Origin of the sequence: Pseudarthrobacter sp. fls2-241-R2A-168, from assembly GCF_030209335.1 — a bacterium.
In the GTDB taxonomy this organism is placed as follows: domain Bacteria; phylum Actinomycetota; class Actinomycetes; order Actinomycetales; family Micrococcaceae; genus Arthrobacter.
Genome location: NZ_JARVSG010000011.1, coordinates 42682 through 58874, shown reverse-complemented (window position 1 = coordinate 58874; position 16193 = coordinate 42682). Strand labels below are relative to the sequence as shown.

Below are 16193 nucleotides of genomic sequence, written 5' to 3'. Positions count from 1 at the left end.
AAAGTGGTGTTCACGGAAAGAAACACCGCACCGGAAAGCCGGTGGGAACCCCAACGACGCGGTTCCCACCTACTCCATCCGGAGCTCAATCAAGGAGATCAACGATGACTGCAGCATTTGAGCCCACCCAGCAGACGCCCGAACAGCAGGCCTCGGCCCTGGAGCTCGAGTGGGCCGCCAACCCCCGCTGGGAAGGTGTGACCCGGGACTACTCAGCTTCCGACGTCGTCCGCCTCCGCGGCCGCGTCTCCGAAGAACACACCCTGGCCCGCCGCGGTGCCGAGAAGCTGTGGAAGCAGCTCACCGAGGAGCACAAGGAAGGCAAGTACACCAACGCGCTGGGCGCCCTGACCGGCAACCAGGCGGTCCAGCAGGTCAAAGCCGGACTCCGGGCCATCTACCTTTCCGGCTGGCAGGTCGCCGCGGACGCCAACAACTCCGGCCACACCTACCCGGACCAGTCCCTCTACCCCGCCAACTCCGTCCCCACCGTGGTGCGCCGGATCAACAACGCCCTGCTCCGGGCCGACCAGATCGAATTCTCCGAGGGTGTCCAGACCGTTGAAGACTGGCTGGTGCCGATCGTCGCCGACGCCGAGGCTGGCTTTGGCGGGCCGCTGAACGCCTACGAACTCATGAAATCCATGATCCAGGCCGGCGCCTCGGGTGTTCACTGGGAGGACCAGCTCGCCTCGGAAAAGAAGTGCGGCCACCTCGGCGGCAAGGTCCTGATCCCCACCCAGCAGCACGTCCGGACCCTGAACGCCGCCCGCCTGGCGGCCGACGTCGCGGGCACCCCCTCCGTGGTCATCGCCCGCACCGACGCCGAGGCAGCAACACTGATCACCTCGGACGTGGACGAGCGCGACCAGGAATTCATCACCGGTGAGCGTACCGCCGAGGGCTTCTACAAGGTCCGCAACGGCATCGAACCCTGCATCGCCCGCGCCAAGGCCTACGCCCCGTACTCGGACCTGATCTGGATGGAAACCGGCACCCCGGACCTGGAGCTGGCACGCAAATTCGCCGAAGCGGTCAAGGCCGAGTTCCCCGACCAGATGCTCTCCTACAACTGCTCACCGTCCTTCAACTGGCGCAAGCACCTGGACGACGCCACCATCGCCAAGTTCCAGCGCGAACTCGGCGCCATGGGCTTCACCTTCCAGTTCATCACCCTGGCCGGCTTCCACGCCCTGAACTACTCGATGTTCGACCTCGCCCACGGCTACGCCCGCGAAGGCATGAGCGCCTACGTCGAACTCCAGGAAAAGGAATTCGCCTCCGAAACCCGCGGCTACACCGCAACCAAGCACCAGCGCGAAGTCGGCACCGGCTACTTCGACACCATCTCCACCGCGCTCAACCCGAACGCATCCACCCTCGCCCTGGTCGGATCGACCGAAGAGGGCCAATTCCACTAAATTCCCGACGGCGGCCGGTGGTTGAGTTCGCCCAAACCCCTCCGCCGGCGAACCGGACGATCCTCGGCGTGCTATTCCCCATGGCCGGCTTCTTACCTCGCTGAGCGAGGACGAAGCCGGTCATAGGGCCCCTTTTACGCACGCTGCCGGATGCCCGGTTCACCGCCTATTCAGGTACGTCACCACCCGCCGTCGAACTTCCCTTTTCGTCTTTAAGGAGACTGAAATGAACAGCTTTACTGACAGCTTCACTATCAACGGAATTACCCTGACGGCGCAGCCGATTTGCCGGCAGGACGAGGTTCTTACCCCGGACGCTCTCGAGTTCGTTGCCAGGTTGCACCGGGCTACTGCTGAGCGCCGGCAGGAGCTGTTGCAGGCCCGGCGGGCCCGGCGGGCTGACATTGCGGGCGGGCAGGATCCCCGGTTCCTGCGGGAGACCGAGGACATCCGCAACGACCCGTCCTGGCGGGTTGCTCCCCCGGCGCCCGGGCTGGAGGACCGCCGCGTGGAGATCACCGGGCCGGTGGACAAGAAGATGACCATCAACGCCCTGAACTCCGGCGCCAAGGTCTGGCTGGCTGACATGGAGGACTCCTCCACCCCCACCTGGCGCAATGTGATCAAGGGCCAGCTGAACCTCACCGACGCCCTGGAACGCCGGATCGACTTCACCTCCCCTGAGGGCAAGGAATACAAGCTCCGTCCCGCCGGCGAGCTGCCCACCATCGTGGTCCGCCCCCGCGGCTGGCACCTGCCCGAAAAGCACATGCTCATCGACGGTGCCCCGATCGCCGGCGGCATCGTGGACTTCGGCCTGTTCTTCTTCCACAACGCCCGCCGCCTCCTGGCCCAGGGCAAGGGCCCGTACTTCTACCTGCCCAAGATCGAGAACCACCTCGAAGCCCGGCTCTGGAACGACATCTTCATCCTCGCCCAGGACCTGCTCGGCATCCCGCAGGGCACCATCCGCGCCACCGTGCTGATCGAAACCATCACCGCAGCCTTCGAAATGGAGGAAATCCTCTACGAACTGCGCGACCACGCCTCCGGCCTGAACGCCGGCCGCTGGGACTACATCTTCTCCCTGATCAAGAACTTCCGCACCCGCGGCCCCCGCTTCGTCCTCCCGGACCGCGGCCAGGTAACCATGACCGCCCCCTTCATGCGCGCCTACACCGAACAGCTCGTCCGGGCCTGCCACAAACGCGGCGCCATGGCCATCGGCGGCATGGCAGCAGCCGTCCCCAACCGCAAAGACCCCGAAGCCAACGCCAACGCGTTCGAGAAGGTCCGCGCGGACAAAACCCGTGAGGCCAACGACGGCTTCGACGGCTCCTGGGTGGCGCACCCCGACCTCGTTCCGGTCTGCCGCGACGTATTCGACTCCATCCTGGGCGAGAAGCCCAACCAGCTGGACCGCACCCGCGAAGACGTCACCCCGGACGACCGGGCCCTGATCAACGTGGCCGCCACCCAGGGCACCATCACCGAACAGGGCATCCGGAACAACATCGAAGTCGGGATCCGCTACATCGAATCCTGGCTCCGCGGCAACGGCGCCGTCGCCATCCACAACCTCATGGAAGACGCCGCCACCGCCGAAATCTCCCGCTCCCAGCTCTGGCAATGGATCTACGCCCGGGCCATCACCGACCACGGCGAAATCATCACCCACCACTGGATCGAAGAACTCCTCGACGAAGAATTCGCCCGGCTCGAACGCTTCGACGGCGACCGCTTCGAAGACGCCCGCGACATCTTCGAAGAAGTCACCCTCGGCCACGACTTCCCGTCCTTCCTCACCCTCCCCGCCTACGCCCGCTACCTCACCGAAGCCCGTGAAAAGGCCACTGTGGAGGAGCTGGCCGCGGCCTGAGCGGCAAGCAAGGAAACAAGACTTCCGTCTGCCGGGCCGGCACGCCCTTCGCAACAGGCCCCTCCGAAATCCGGAGGGCCGGCCCGGCGACGGAGCATCTTTAGGCGAGTCCGGCGCCGGAAGGCCCTACCCGCCGCGGCACCCCGGACGCTCTCTCACTTAACGCAAGAAATCCAGCCACGCTCTCTCACTTTCCAGAAGAAAGTGAGAGAGCGTCCGCGGTTAAGCCACGTTTAGTGAGAGAGCGTCCGCCGTTAAGCAGCATTAAGTGAGAGAGCGTCCGGGGACTGGGAGGGGCGTACGACGGCGGCGTGCTGTGCTCAGCGCCCCTTCGGCACCCGCCGTACGGACAGGGTGGACGCGACGAAGAACGTCAGCACCGATGCCAGGATGACCAACAGGGCCGGTGTCCAGGAACCCGAGACGTCGTGCACGTAACCCACCAGCGGAGGAGCCACGGCACCGAAGCAATAGCCCAGCCCCTGGACGGTGGCGGACATCCGGCCGGCGGCAACCTGGTCGCGGGCGAGCTTGATGATGGCGATGAAGATCAGGGTGATTCCCCCGCCCTGGGCCACGCCGCCGAAAACGGACCACAGCCACCAGAGCTCGGGTACCAGCAGGAGGCCCGCGGGCACGGACGTCCACAACACACCCAACGTGACCGCCGTCGTCGTCGTACTGAAATACTTGGCCGCAAACGGCACGCCCAGGCCGCCCACAATGGCGAACACCTGGAACAGCGAGGAGCCTGCGCCCGCACCCGAAGCGGACATGCCGAGTTCGTCGTTAAGGTAGCTGGGCAGCCACGCCGTGACGGCGTAATAGGAGAACGCCTGGCCGGCGAAGGCTGCAGTAAGCCCGGCCGTGGTCCACGCCGAACCGGCCAAAGCCGCCGGCCGCCGCCCGTCCGGCACGGGAGCTGCGGAGGGCACAAAGGCTGCACGGAATCCGATGGCGAGTACCCAGCACACGATGGCCGCTACGGCCAGAAGCGCGGTGGACGCGAGCGCGAGCTGCCAGCCCGCGAGTTCGGCCAGCGGCGCCGTGACCATCGAGGTCAGGAAGGATCCGACATTCAGCGCGGCGGTGTAGACCCCCATTGCGGTGCCCTGCCGCAGCGGCGGGAAGTCGCGGCGGATGATGAGGGGCGCGGCGATGTTGCCGATGGTGATCGCCAGGCCGATCACCACAGTCCCGGCCAGCACCAGCGCCGGACCGCCGGCTGAGCGGATGATGACGCCGGCGAGCACTCCCAGGATGGTCAAGGTCACGGCAAGTTCCGCACCGTACCCGCGGGCCACCAGCGAGGCCAGGGGTGCCGCCAGCGCGAAGCAGAGGACCGGAATACTGGTGAGCAGGCCCAGCACCACCGGTGAGAACCCAAGGTCCGCCTGCATCACGTCCACCACAGGGGCAACGGCCACGAACGGGCCCCGCAGGTTCAGTGCCAGCAGCCCGATACAGGCCAGCAGGATCCAGGTCCGCGGGATCCGGGCCAGGAAAGGGGCGCTCACCAGCTGGGCGTAGGGGTTGGAACTTTTTTCATCACCCTCATTGCTATCACGGGCATAACGCGGGCCAGTCCCCTATTGCCGCGCCGTCCTGCCATACGATGAACATCACTGCCGCAGACTCCGGGACGAAGGACACAGACATGCAGCACCGGCTCGCCATCCTTGACGACTACCAGGGCGTGGCCGACGGCTTCGCCGACTGGTCCTCCCTTGCGGCCGACGGCTTCGCCGACTGGTCCTCCCTTGCGGCCGACGGCGTTGCGGTCACCACGTACCGCGAGCCGTTCAGTTCGCCGGATGCACTGGAGTCCGCCCTCGCCGACGCGACGATCATCATTGCCATGCGGGAGCGGACAGCCTTTCCCCGTGAGGTGCTGGAGAAACTCCCCGCCCTTCGGCTCCTGGTCACCACGGGAATGGCCAACGCGTCCATCGACGTGGCCGCGGCGGCCGATCTCGGGATCACGGTCTCCGGCACCCCCGGTTCCCCCACCGCCGCACCGGAACTCACGTGGGCCCTCCTCCTGGCCATCGCCCGCAACATCCCCGCCGAAGACAGTTCGCTGCGCGTCGGGTCGTGGCAACACACAGTGGGGTTCGAACTTGCGGGCAAAACACTCGGCGTGGTGGGCCTGGGCAAGATCGGCCGCAGGATTGCCGGCTACGGCCAGGCCTTCGGCATGGACGTGCTCGCATGGAGCCAGAACCTCACGGATGAGGCCGCCGCCGAGGCCGGAGTGCGGAAGGTGTCCAAGGAGGAGCTCTTCCGGAATTCCGACGTCGCCACCCTCCACCTGCGCCTGTCTCCCCGTTCGGAAGGCATAGTGGGCGAGCCGGAGCTGAGGCTGCTGGGCCCCGACGGCATCCTGGTGAACACTGCCCGCGGCCCGCTGGTGGACCAGGACGCGCTCGTCCGGGCGCTGGCCGAAGGCTGGATCGCAGGGGCCGCGGTGGACGTCTTCGACCACGAACCCCTCCCCGCAGGTCACCCCCTCCTCAGTGCTCCCAACACTGTGCTGTCCCCGCACCTGGGGTATGTGACACGGGAGAGCTACCGGCAGTTCTACGGCGGGGCGCTGGAGGACGTCAAGGCCTGGCTTGCAGGGTCGCCCGTGCGCGTGATTTCAGCATAGGACTGCCGGTCCTCAGCCAGACGCAACCAGACGCAGCCAAGGAATTCCGGGGGAGGCTAACCCGCTGCCTGAAGGGTTGCCTCCACGGCAGCCGGGGACAACACGTTCTGCGTGACCATCTGGCTGGCGCCCAAAATGGCCGCCCTGTCTCCGACCATCGACAGGGAAATCCTCAGGTGGGCTGTGGCCAGGGGCAGCGAGCGCCGGTACACCACTTCGCGCACCCCGGCCATGAGGTGCTCCCCTGCCTGGCCCAGGCTCCCGCCGATCACAATGACGGACGGGTTGAGCAGGTTGACCACTGTCGCCAGGACGTCCCCCACGTCCCGCCCGGCCTGGCGCAGCACCTGGATGGCCTGCAGATTTCCCTGCGCCACGAGCCGCAGCACGTCACTGCCCTTCGCGGCCGGCACTCCCTGCCGGTCCAGTTCCGCCGCCAGGGCCGGGCCGGATGCCAAAGCCTCCAGGCAGCCGTAGTTGCCGCACCGGCAGAGCACGTCGTCCCCGCGCGGGACCCGCACATGGCCAAGGTCCCCGGCGGTACCGTTGGCGCCGCGCTGCAGCGTCCCGCTGCTGATGATTCCGGACCCCACTCCCGTGGCCACTTTGATGAACAGGAAGTTGTCGTGTTCGGGCCAGTGCGCGGTCCGCTCCCCCAGCGCCATGATGTTTACGTCGTTGTCCACCAGCACCGGAACCGGCAGCGAGCGCTGAACGTAGGCAACGACGTCGAACCCGTCCCAGCCAGGCATGATGGGCGGCTTCACCGGCCGTCCGGTGGCATGCTCCACAGGCCCCGGCAGGCCGATGCCCACTCCGGCCACATCTCCCACAGTCCGTCCTGCAGCAGCCAGGAGGGACACGCCTTCCGTGACCACCTTGCCCAGCACGGCGTCCGGCCCGGCCGCCACGTCCTGCGCCAGGCGCCGCTCGGCCAGGACTTCGCCGTTGAGGTCCGTGACGGCGACGATCACATGGGTGGCGCCAACGTCCACGGCCAGCACCACGCGTACGGCCGGATTAAAGGCAAAGCGCGACGGCGGCCTGCCCCCGCTTGAGCTGGCCTCCCCCGCAGGGCCCACCAGGCCGGACGCGATCAGGGCATCGATCCGGGACGCCACGGTGGACCGGGCCAGCCCGGTGGTCATGGCCAGTTCGGCGCGGGTGCGGGCCTTGCCGTCGCGCAGGAGCTGGAACAGCACGCCGGCTCCGCCCTGGGCCAAGGCAAGCTCCGGTATGGCGCTGCCTCCCGCTGTCTTGGTCATAGGACATGAATAGCACGGCTACTTCTGTATGTCACGCCCGCAACTTTTGCTTGACTCGCAGCAAAAGCCATCCTAGCGTTGCAGTAGTCGAAGAATTGTGGCGGGGCGCACTCCCGCCAGAAACCGGATACAGCTCCGCGCCCGGAACAACAACGCCCAGAACCCAGGAGACACGATGTCCTACTCGCTCCAGCTCTACACCCTGCGCAACGCCATCCAAGAGGATCTTGCGGGGACCATCCGGAAGGTCGCGGAGATTGGTTTCACCCAGGTGGAGCCCTACAACTTCGTCGCCACCGCCAAGGAACTCGGTGCGGCGCTGCGGGAGAACGGGCTGACGGCCCCGTCCGGCCATGCCCCGCTGCTAAGCCAGGACCAGGACGAGATCTTCGCCGCCGCCAAGGAACTGGGCATCACCACTGTCATCGATCCGTTCATCCCCGCGGACCGCTGGCAGAGCGCGGAGGACGTGCAGGCCACCGCGGCGCGGCTGAACGAGGCGGCGAAGAAGGGCGCCGAGTACGGCATCCGGGTGGGTTACCACAACCACCAGTGGGAGCTGGAGTCCATCATTGAGGGACGCACGGCGCTGGAGTACTTCGCCGACCTGCTGGATCCAGAAGTGGTTCTTGAGGTGGACACGTACTGGGTGGCTGTCGGCGGCCAGGACCCGGTGGACATCCTGGGCAAGCTCGGAAACCGCGTGAAGTTCATCCACATCAAGGACGGTCCCCTGACTACCGACACCAAGGCACAGCTTCCGGCGGGCCAGGGCAAGGTGGCCGTGCTGGACGTCATCGCGGCGGCCGCGTCACTGGAAGTCGGCGTGGTGGAATTTGACGATTACGACGGCGACATCTTCGAGGGCATCAGCCAGAGCCTGGACTTCCTGACCGCATCAGGCGAAGGAATCAAGGCATGAGCACCCCCGCACCATCCACCGGCAAAGGTCCTGTGGGCGTCGCCGTCATCGGCGCCGGAAACATCAGCAAGCAGTACCTGGACAATCTCACTGTGTTCCCGGACCTCAAGGTCCACGTCGTCGCGGACCTCTTTGAGGACGCGGCCCACGCACGGGCCAAGGAATACGGCATCCCCGAGTGGGGCGGGGTGGACAAGGCCCTGAACCACCCGGACGTGGACATCATCGTCAACCTGACCATCCCGGCAGCCCACGTGGAGGTGGCCACTGCCGCCGTCAACGCCTGCAAGCACGTCTGGACCGAAAAGCCCTTCTCGCTGGACCGCGAATCCGGCCTTGGCCTGCTCAAAACCGCTGACGCTGCCGGGCTCCGGCTGGGTTGCGCCCCCGATACTTTCCTTGGCGCAGGCCTGCAGACCGCGCTCCGGATCATCCAGCGCGGCGATATCGGCGCCCCGCTGACGGCCATGACCACGTTCCAGACCCCCGGGCCGGAATCCTGGCACCCCAACCCGGCTTTCCTCTTCCAGCACGGTGCCGGACCCCTGTTCGACATGGGTCCCTACTACCTCACCACCTTGGTCCAGGCGTTCGGCTCCATCCGCAAGGTGGCCGCCGTTGGCTCCAAGTCCAAGGACGTCCGCGTCATCGGTTCCGGGCCCAATGCCGGCGAGGAATTCACGGTGGAGGTGCCCACGCATGTGTCCGCCATGGCCCAGTTCGAGTCCGGCGCGTCCTCCCACAGCGTGTTCTCCTTCGAGTCCCCGCGCGTCCGGATGGGATTCGTGGAGATCACCGGCACCGAGGCCACCATCTCGCTGCCGGACCCCAACGTTTTCGACGGCGACATCAAGCTGTGGCGGGCAGGCGACGAGGACTGGACCACCATCGAGTCCACCGGCCCGGCCAACGGCCGGGGCCTCGGCGTCCTGGACATGGCCCGCTCCATCCGCGCCGGCGTCCCCCACCGCGCCACCGGCGACCTGGCCTACCACGTCCTGGACGCGATGGTCTCCATCAACGAGTCGATGCAGTCCGGCACCTTCGTGGACGTGGAGAGCAACGCCCCCTCATCCCAGCCCATCCCCGAGGACTGGGCCCCCGAAACCTTGACGCTGGGAGAAAGCGCATGAGCAACCAGACACACCAGGGCGCCCTGGGCGTGGCGATGATCGGCTACGCCTTTATGGGCAAGGCACACTCCAACGCCTGGCGGAACGTGGCCAGCTACTTCGACGTTCCGGCGTTTGAGCAGAAGGTCCTTGTGGGCCGGGACGCCGCCGCCGTTGCCGAAGCCGCCGCGAAGTACGGGTGGCAGGAAACGGCCACGGACTGGCGCACGGTCATCGACCGGGACGATATCCACATCGTCGACATCTGTGCGCCGGGCTGGATGCATGCGGAAATCGCCATCGCCGCCCTCGAAGCCGGCAAGCACGTGCTGCTGGAGAAGCCGCTGGCCAACACCCTGGCCGAAGCCGAAGCCATCACCGCCGCGGCCCAGGCTGCCAGGGCGAAGGGTGTGCAGTCGATGGTGGGTTTCAACTACCGCCGTGTCCCGGCCCTGGCGCTGGCGAAGGAACTCGTGGGCGAGGGCAGGCTTGGGGCCATCCGGCAGGTCCGCGCGGCCTACCTCCAGGACTGGCTGGCCGACGAAACAGCACCGATGACCTGGCGGCTGAAGAAGGAGACGGCCGGTTCCGGCGCGTTGGGAGACATTGCGTCCCACGCCATCGACCAGGTTCTCTTCCTGCTCGGCGACCGGGTTACCGAGGTCTCGGGCCGCCTGCAGACGTTCGTGGACCGGCGGCCCGGCGCCGAAGGACTGGAAGATGTCACGGTCGACGACGCCGCCTGGGCAACACTGCAGCTCGCCTCCGGAGCAATCGCCTCCGTGGAGGCCTCCCGGGTTGCCACGGGCCGGAAGAACTCCCTGCAGATCGAGATCTACGGCGACAAGGGCGCCCTCCGCTTCGACCTGGAGAACCTCAACGAGCTTCAGTTCCTGGACGCCACGGCGCCTGCGCGTGAGCAGGGCTTCCGCCGGATCGTGGTCACCGAACCGGAGCACCCATATGTGGACGCCTGGTGGCCCCAGGGTCACATCATCGGCTGGGAGCACACCTTCACGCACGAAGTCCGCGACCTCCTGCTGGCCATCGACGGCGGAACCCCGCCTTCGCCGTCGTTCGAGGACGGCCTGGAAGTCCAGCGCATTCTGGCCGCCGTGGAGGAATCCGCCGCCGCCAAGAGTGCCCTCGTCCAACTGAACACCGAAGGAGCCTGACATGTCCCGCCCGTACACCCTGTTCACCGGCCAGTGGGCCGACCTCCCCTTCGAAGAAGTCGCGCGCCTCGCCTCCGGCTGGGGCTACGACGGCCTGGAGATCGCCGTCTCCGGCGACCACCTGGACGCCTGGCGCTGGGACGAACCCGGCTACGTCGACTCCAAACTCGCCGTCCTGGAGAAGTACAACCTCAAGGTCTGGGCCATCTCCAACCACCTCAAAGGCCAGGCCGTCTGCGATGACCCCATCGACTTCCGCCACGAAGCCATCGTCGGCGCCAAAGTCTGGGGCGACGGCGACCCCGAAGGCGTCCGCCAACGTGCCGCCGAGGAAATGAAACACACCGCCCGGCTCGCCAAGGCACTCGGCGTGGACACCGTCGTCGGGTTCACCGGCTCCTCCATCTGGCAGTACGTCGCCATGTTCCCGCCCGTCCCCGAAAAGGTCATCGACGCCGGCTACCAGGACTTCGCCGACCGCTGGAACCCCATCCTGGACGTCTTTGACGAATGCGGCGTCCGCTTCGCCCACGAAGTCCACCCCTCCGAAATCGCCTACGACTACTGGACCACCGTCCGCACCCTCGAAGCGATCAACCACCGCCCCGCGTTCGGCCTGAACTGGGACCCGTCGCACATGATGTGGCAGGGCATCGACCCCGTGTCCTTCATCTGGGACTTCAAGGACCGGATCTACCACGTGGACTGCAAAGACACCAAGGTCCGCCAGACCGGCCGGAACACCGTCCTGGGCTCCCACCTGGCCTGGGGCGACCCGCGCCGCGGCTGGGACTTCGTCTCCGCCGGCCGCGGCGATGTCCCCTGGGAAGCGTCCTTCCGCGCCCTGTCCGCCATCGGCTACAACGGCCCCATCTCCGTCGAATGGGAAGACGCCGGAATGGACCGCCTCCACGGCGCCCCCGAAGCCCTCGCCGCCCTCAAAAAGTTCGACTTCCCGCCGTCGAACACCTCCTTCGACGCCGCCTTCAAGCAGTGACCCGAGGGCGAACGTAGAATCCCTGCATGCCGCATTCCATCCGCACAGCAACAATGGACGACGCCGGGGCGCTGGCTGCCCTGGCGGCCGTCACCTTTCCGCTGGCGTGCCCGCCATCGGCCTCGCCTGAGGACATTGCCGCCCACCTGGCGAACACGCTCAGCGAACGCCATTTCCAGGCGTACCTCGCCGACCCCGAGGTGACCGTCCTGGTGATCGACGCCGACGGCGGCCTGCGCGGCTACAGCCTGCTGGTGAACCGTCCGGCTACCGACCCGGACGTTGTTGCCGCCCTGAACGTCCTGCCGTCGGTGGAATTGAGCAAGTGTTATGTGCACCCGGAACACCACGGGCTCGGTGCCGCCGCCGAACTGATGCATGCCAGCCTGGCGGCGGCAGCCGAAGCCGGCGGGAAAGGCGTCTGGCTGGGAGTCAACAGCCAGAACGCCCGGGCCATCCGCTTCTATGAGAAGTCAGGGTTCCGGAAAGTCGGCACAAAATCGTTCCGCCTGGGCAGCACCGTGGAGCATGACTTTGTGCTGGAGCGCGCCGTTCCCTGACATGCTGCGGCTCGCTGCCAACAGGGCGTTGTCACACGGGTTGATGGGCATTGGGCGCGTAGGCCAGGGGCGGACGCGGTTCGGACAAGAGCTTGAGGCCCGGGGGAAGCCCGTCAATGCTGCCGCCGGTCCCGTGGGCCCTGATGGTGATCCGGGAGGTGTCGATCAGGACGTTCGCAGCCTGGAAGTCGCCCATATCGTCCGGGAGGATCGGCGCCAGGTGCACCACTCCATGGGTATAGACGGGGTCGAAGCGGAGCAGCACGCGCATCAGCTGCACCGGCGCTGCCGCAGCCCACGCCTGGGGGGAGCATGCGGTGGGATAGGGCACAGGTCCTGCGAACTCGCCGCGGTCAAAACCGCAGAATAGTTCCGGCAGCCGGCCATCAAAATGTTCGGCTGCGTCAATGAGGCCGGAGGCAACCCGCCGGGCCTCCTCCACGAATCCGTACCGCATCAGCCCTGTTGCCACCAGGGCTGAATCGTGCGGCCACACGGACCCGTTGTGGTAACTCACGGGGTTGTAGGCGCCCATGTCCGAGCCCAGGGTCCGGATGCCCCAGCCGGTGAACATCTGGGGCGACATCAGATTCTCCACCACGGAGGGCGCCTTGTCCTCGTCCACAATGCCCGTCCAGAGGCAATGACCCATGTTCGAGGTACAGGCATCCACCGGCCGCTTGTCCTTGTCCAGTGCCACCGCAAAATAGCCCTTGTCCGGCAGCCAGAACTTCTCGTTGAAGGCAGTCTTCAGGGCGGCGGCCTTGTCCGCCCAATGCTGTTCCAGGTCCCCGTCGCCGTCCCAGCGCGCCAGCAGGGACCTGCCGATATAGGCGGAGTAGACATAGGCCTGCACTTCACACAGGGCGATGGGGGCTTCTGCGATGGTGCCGTCAGCAAAGTTGATGCCGTCCCAGGAGTCCTTCCAGCCTTGGTTGACCAGCCCGTGGTCGTTAGGCCTCTGGTACTCCACAAATCCGTCGCCGTCACGGTCACCGTACTGTTCAATCCAGTCCAGGGCACGGTCGGCGTGCGGAAGGAGCGGGTGGATGATCTCGCGCGAGAGGCCCCAGCGGCTCAGCTCGCCCAGGAGGCCAACGAACAGCGGGGTGGCGTCGGCTGTGCCGTAATAGGCTGCGCCGCCCAGCGACAGCCCGGCAGTAACACCCAACCTCACCTCGTGCGGGATGCGTCCCGGTTCTTCCTCGGAGTCCGGATCCACCTTGGTTCCCTGCAGCCCGGCCAGGGTCTGCAGAGTGCCGGCCGCCAATTTCGGGCTTACCAGCAAACTCATGTAGGACGAGAGCAGCGAGTCCCGGCCGAACAGGGCCATAAACCACGGCGCCCCGGCTGCCACCGCAGCCCGGCCGGGATGGTGCTCATCAAAGATCCGCAGCGAGCCCAGGTCGCTCTGGCTGCGGTTCAGCACCTGCTGCAGGTTACTGTCCGCCACGGTGACCTGAGGGACGTTTTCCTCCCAGGCCCGGTGCCGGCGTACACCTTCGCGGTGGCGTGGAAGCCGCTCTTCGGTGAAAGGATCGGCAGGTGCCTGTCCGTTGACGAGCGGCACCACAATCACACTGGTGGCCCATTTGCCCCGGGCCGGGACTGTGGCGCGGAAACGGAGCCCGTCCGTGCCGGCCTTCGCACCAGCTGCCCTGATGGATGTCCCCCGCCGCTGTCCGTGGCGTGCGGCTTCTATGACCAGGCTGCCGTCCACCACTTCGCGGGTGGCCTCGGCACCCTGGGTGGTGCGGCCACCCTTGACGTCGAAGAGATCTGCCTGGTCGGCGTCGATCAGGAGCTCGATGTCGCAGTCAACCGGCTCCGCGGAATAGTTTTCGAGGATGATGTCGTCCTGGAGACCCGGACCGATGTGGCGGACCTGGCGGACCACCAGGGGGCTGTCGAACCTGCCGTCCGGCCATTTGGCCCTGCCCACAAAGGTGGCTCCGAAGGGCTGCGGCCTCTGGGCCACCAGGGGCTCGCGCAGGGATCCGTTGATCCGGAGGATCCAGCGGGAGATGATCCGGGTGTCCTGGAAGAAGGCCCCGTTCGCACCGGCATCGGAACTGATGTCACCCGTTTCGGACGAGATGCAGAACGAGGACCCCTCCACTACAGTGACCGACCCTGACTCCGATGCGCCGGCCTCAGTATCGGCGTTCCATGCGGTCATGGAAGCACTCCTTCGCTAGGCGGCGGGCTTGCCGCGGATCGCCAAGACCTGCCTTAAAGATTCTGGTGCAATCCCACCGTATCCGGAACCCCTGCCGGCATCTGCCCTTCCAGCAGTTGCCCAAAAAGAACAAGGTGCTCGTTCACCATGCGTTCCTCGCCGAACCGATCTTCGGCAACTCTCCGGCAGGTTGCCCGGCTGAGCCCTGCGACCTCCTGAACGAAGCCCGGCAGCTGATCCGTGCGTCCCAAAAAGCCGGTCAGCCCATGGTCGATGATTTCGGGTGCGGAACCTATCGGCGTGCCGATCACAGGGGTGCCCGTGGCCAGCGCTTCGATCATGACCAGGCCGAACGGCTCGGACCACTGGATCGGGTTGAGGAAGGCCAGGGCTTCGCCCATCAGCCGGTATTTGGTGGCGTCATTCACTTCGCCGACGAAGTCCTCGTTGGGCCCCAGCATGGGCTCGATAACTTCGCGGAAATAGCGGATTTCGTCCGGCTGCCGCATCTTGACCGCTATGCGCAGCGGCATTCCCGCCTCCCTGGCGACCACGATAGCCTCAAGAAGACCCTTGTCCGGGCAGGCCCGTCCAACAAAGCACAGATAGCCTCCGCTTCCGGACCCCACCGGGACGTTTGCGACGTCCATTCCGTGATGGATGACCCGTGTGACGGGCACCTCCGGTGCACGGGAGCACTGGTCGCGGGAAATAGCGATAACAGCTGCATGCCGGCCAATGGCACGGTAGATGTCCACCGCTTCCTCGTTGAGCGGGCCATGGATCGTCGTCACCACCGGAACCCCTTTGGGCCGCTGCATGTACAACGGGCCGGCGAGGGTGTGGTCATGGACGATGTCCACATTCCCCATTGCCTCGTAGGCGCGGGTCACCAGGCTCAACTCTGAGATGGCGGACCCTAGCTCGTCGATTTGGGCTGGACGCATCCCCGGAACCAGGGGTACGGGGCAGGTGCTGTCCGACGGCGCGGCCAGGACCACTTCATGCCCTGCGGCAGCAAAGCCCCTGGCGAGGCTGTCCACTACTCGTTCAATGCCGCCGTACGTTACCGGCGGTACCGGAATCCATGGTCCGGCAACCAGTCCTATCCGCATTCCCTGCCTCGCGAAGAATCCAGGCCGGGCTCCCCAGCTGACCGGGCACTTCCGACCACGCGCCGGCTCCGGCCCGCGATGCAGTCGGTTTTCCTATGGCGTCTGCTTCACCTAACTCAGACTATTGCCTACGGTGCAGCCCACCGCAAGACCTCGTGTGGCGCAAATAACGTGCTGGCGCGGAATGGCCACGCAGAGAGTGCAGTTATCTCCAGCATGAAGATTGAGATCTGGTCTGACGTCGCGTGCCCGTGGTGCTACATCGGCAAGCGCCGCTTTGAGACGGCCCTAGCTGAGTTCGAGCACCGCGATTCTGTGGAAGTGAAATGGCGCAGCTATCAGCTGGATCCCACCCTGCCGGACCACTATGACGGGACCGAGCTGGAATATCTCAGCACCCGCAAAGGCCTTGCGGCGCAGCAGGTTTCGCAGATGTTCCAGCATGTCGCCGAGCAGGCCAAGGGTGAGGGCCTGGACTACCGGTTCGATGAGGTGGTGGTGGCGAACAGCTTCACCGCGCACCGCCTGATCCATCTCGCGGCCGCCCACGGCAAGCAGGATGACGCCAAGGAGCGCCTGCTCAGCGACCACTTCGAACACGGCAAGGACATCGGCAGCCGCGAGTACCTGACGTCCCTCGCCCTGGACCTCGGCATCACCAGGGACGAAGTGGATGAACTGTTCACCACGGACAAGTACGCCGCGGACGTCCGGTCAGATTTCGAGGAGGGACGTTCGCTGGGCATCAGCGGCGTGCCGTTCTTCGTGATCGACCGGAAGTTCGGCCTCTCGGGCGCCCAGCCTGCCGAAACGTTCACTGCCGCCCTCAACCAGGCGTGGCAGGCCGCCAATCCCCTGGTGCTGGTCAACTCTACCGACGGGGACGCCTGCGGCCCGGACGGCTGCCAGGTCTAGTCA

13 protein-coding genes are annotated in these 16193 nt (G+C 66.2%); 9 read left to right on the top strand and 4 right to left on the bottom strand.

From position 1 onward, the window contains the following. Positions 1-104: 104 nt before the first annotated feature. Entirely contained in the window at positions 105-1421 is a 1317-nt protein-coding gene (aceA, locus tag QRN11_RS08525; protein ID WP_285250628.1) for an isocitrate lyase, read from the top strand. Between the two features lie 226 nt (positions 1422-1647). Further along, positions 1648-3300 (top strand): malate synthase A, encoded by a 1653-nt coding sequence (aceB, locus tag QRN11_RS08520; protein ID WP_285250627.1) that lies wholly within the window; start codon positions 1648-1650, stop codon positions 3298-3300. A 320-nt stretch (positions 3301-3620) separates the two neighbouring features. Here the strand turns inward: aceB and QRN11_RS08515 are convergent, their stop codons facing one another. Then, positions 3621-4817: an MFS transporter gene (locus QRN11_RS08515; RefSeq protein ID WP_285250626.1), complete on the bottom strand. Its 1197-nt coding sequence runs from the start codon at positions 4815-4817 to the stop codon at positions 3621-3623. A 140-nt stretch (positions 4818-4957) separates the two neighbouring features. On the opposite strand from QRN11_RS08515, the gene QRN11_RS08510 reads away from it, so the two are divergent. Next, complete coding sequence (locus QRN11_RS08510) at positions 4958-5950, top strand: D-2-hydroxyacid dehydrogenase family protein (protein WP_285250625.1); 993 nt, start codon at positions 4958-4960, stop codon at positions 5948-5950. A 56-nt stretch (positions 5951-6006) separates the two neighbouring features. Here the strand turns inward: QRN11_RS08510 and QRN11_RS08505 are convergent, their stop codons facing one another. Next, positions 6007-7215, bottom strand: a complete 1209-nt coding sequence (locus QRN11_RS08505) for an ROK family transcriptional regulator (protein ID WP_285250624.1) — start codon at positions 7213-7215, stop codon at positions 6007-6009. Positions 7216-7390: 175 nt separating this feature from the next. Here QRN11_RS08505 and QRN11_RS08500 point away from each other — a divergent pair, with 175 nt between their 5' ends. From QRN11_RS08500 to QRN11_RS08480, 5 genes are read left to right on the top strand one after another with little or no spacing between them, the layout of a single operon-like run. After that, positions 7391-8137 (top strand): sugar phosphate isomerase/epimerase family protein, encoded by a 747-nt coding sequence (locus tag QRN11_RS08500; protein ID WP_285250623.1) that lies wholly within the window; start codon positions 7391-7393, stop codon positions 8135-8137. Next, the gene (locus QRN11_RS08495) at positions 8134-9270 is read left to right on the top strand and encodes a Gfo/Idh/MocA family protein (RefSeq protein ID WP_285250622.1); all 1137 of its coding nucleotides are present in this window, start codon (positions 8134-8136) and stop codon (positions 9268-9270) included. The genes QRN11_RS08500 and QRN11_RS08495 overlap by 4 nt, the downstream gene beginning before the upstream one ends. Beyond that, positions 9267-10424 carry a Gfo/Idh/MocA family protein gene (locus tag QRN11_RS08490; protein ID WP_285250621.1) on the top strand — a complete coding sequence of 386 codons (1158 nt, stop codon included), beginning with the start codon at positions 9267-9269 and terminating at the stop codon, positions 10422-10424. The genes QRN11_RS08495 and QRN11_RS08490 overlap by 4 nt, the downstream gene beginning before the upstream one ends. Position 10425: 1 nt before the next feature. Beyond that, positions 10426-11421 (top strand): sugar phosphate isomerase/epimerase family protein, encoded by a 996-nt coding sequence (locus tag QRN11_RS08485; RefSeq protein ID WP_285250620.1) that lies wholly within the window; start codon positions 10426-10428, stop codon positions 11419-11421. 26 nt (positions 11422-11447) lie between these two features. Continuing rightward, entirely contained in the window at positions 11448-11981 is a 534-nt protein-coding gene (locus QRN11_RS08480) for a GNAT family N-acetyltransferase (protein WP_285250619.1), read from the top strand. Between the two features lie 31 nt (positions 11982-12012). On the opposite strand, the gene QRN11_RS08475 is transcribed toward QRN11_RS08480, so the two are convergent. Together QRN11_RS08475 and QRN11_RS08470 are read right to left on the bottom strand one after the other, a co-directional pair. Continuing rightward, on the bottom strand, positions 12013-14160 hold the full coding sequence (locus QRN11_RS08475; protein WP_285250618.1) for an amylo-alpha-1,6-glucosidase: 2148 nt from the start codon (positions 14158-14160) through the stop codon (positions 12013-12015). Positions 14161-14213: 53 nt separating this feature from the next. Next, entirely contained in the window at positions 14214-15275 is a 1062-nt protein-coding gene (locus QRN11_RS08470) for a glycosyltransferase family 4 protein (protein ID WP_285250617.1), read from the bottom strand. A 216-nt stretch (positions 15276-15491) separates the two neighbouring features. On the opposite strand from QRN11_RS08470, the gene QRN11_RS08465 reads away from it, so the two are divergent. Beyond that, a complete protein-coding gene (locus QRN11_RS08465; protein WP_285250616.1) occupies positions 15492-16190 on the top strand; it encodes a DsbA family oxidoreductase in 699 nt (232 codons plus the stop codon). The last annotated feature ends 3 nt before the right edge of the window (positions 16191-16193 follow it).

Bases quoted from the DNA above. Each gene is read 5' to 3' on its own strand.
- aceA (WP_285250628.1), top strand. From the start codon at position 105: ATGACTGCAGCATTTGAGCCCACCCAGCAGACGCCCGAACAGCAGGCC.
- aceB (WP_285250627.1), top strand. From the start codon at position 1,648: ATGAACAGCTTTACTGACAGCTTCACTATCAACGGAATTACCCTGACG.
- QRN11_RS08510 (WP_285250625.1), top strand. From the start codon at position 4,958: ATGCAGCACCGGCTCGCCATCCTTGACGACTACCAGGGCGTGGCCGAC.
- QRN11_RS08505 (WP_285250624.1), bottom strand. From the start codon at position 7,215: ATGACCAAGACAGCGGGAGGCAGCGCCATACCGGAGCTTGCCTTGGCC.
- QRN11_RS08500 (WP_285250623.1), top strand. From the start codon at position 7,391: ATGTCCTACTCGCTCCAGCTCTACACCCTGCGCAACGCCATCCAAGAG.
- QRN11_RS08495 (WP_285250622.1), top strand. From the start codon at position 8,134: ATGAGCACCCCCGCACCATCCACCGGCAAAGGTCCTGTGGGCGTCGCC.
- QRN11_RS08490 (WP_285250621.1), top strand. From the start codon at position 9,267: ATGAGCAACCAGACACACCAGGGCGCCCTGGGCGTGGCGATGATCGGC.
- QRN11_RS08485 (WP_285250620.1), top strand. From the start codon at position 10,426: ATGTCCCGCCCGTACACCCTGTTCACCGGCCAGTGGGCCGACCTCCCC.
- QRN11_RS08480 (WP_285250619.1), top strand. From the start codon at position 11,448: ATGCCGCATTCCATCCGCACAGCAACAATGGACGACGCCGGGGCGCTG.
- QRN11_RS08475 (WP_285250618.1), bottom strand. From the start codon at position 14,160: ATGACCGCATGGAACGCCGATACTGAGGCCGGCGCATCGGAGTCAGGG.
- QRN11_RS08470 (WP_285250617.1), bottom strand. From the start codon at position 15,275: ATGCGGATAGGACTGGTTGCCGGACCATGGATTCCGGTACCGCCGGTA.
- QRN11_RS08465 (WP_285250616.1), top strand. From the start codon at position 15,492: ATGAAGATTGAGATCTGGTCTGACGTCGCGTGCCCGTGGTGCTACATC.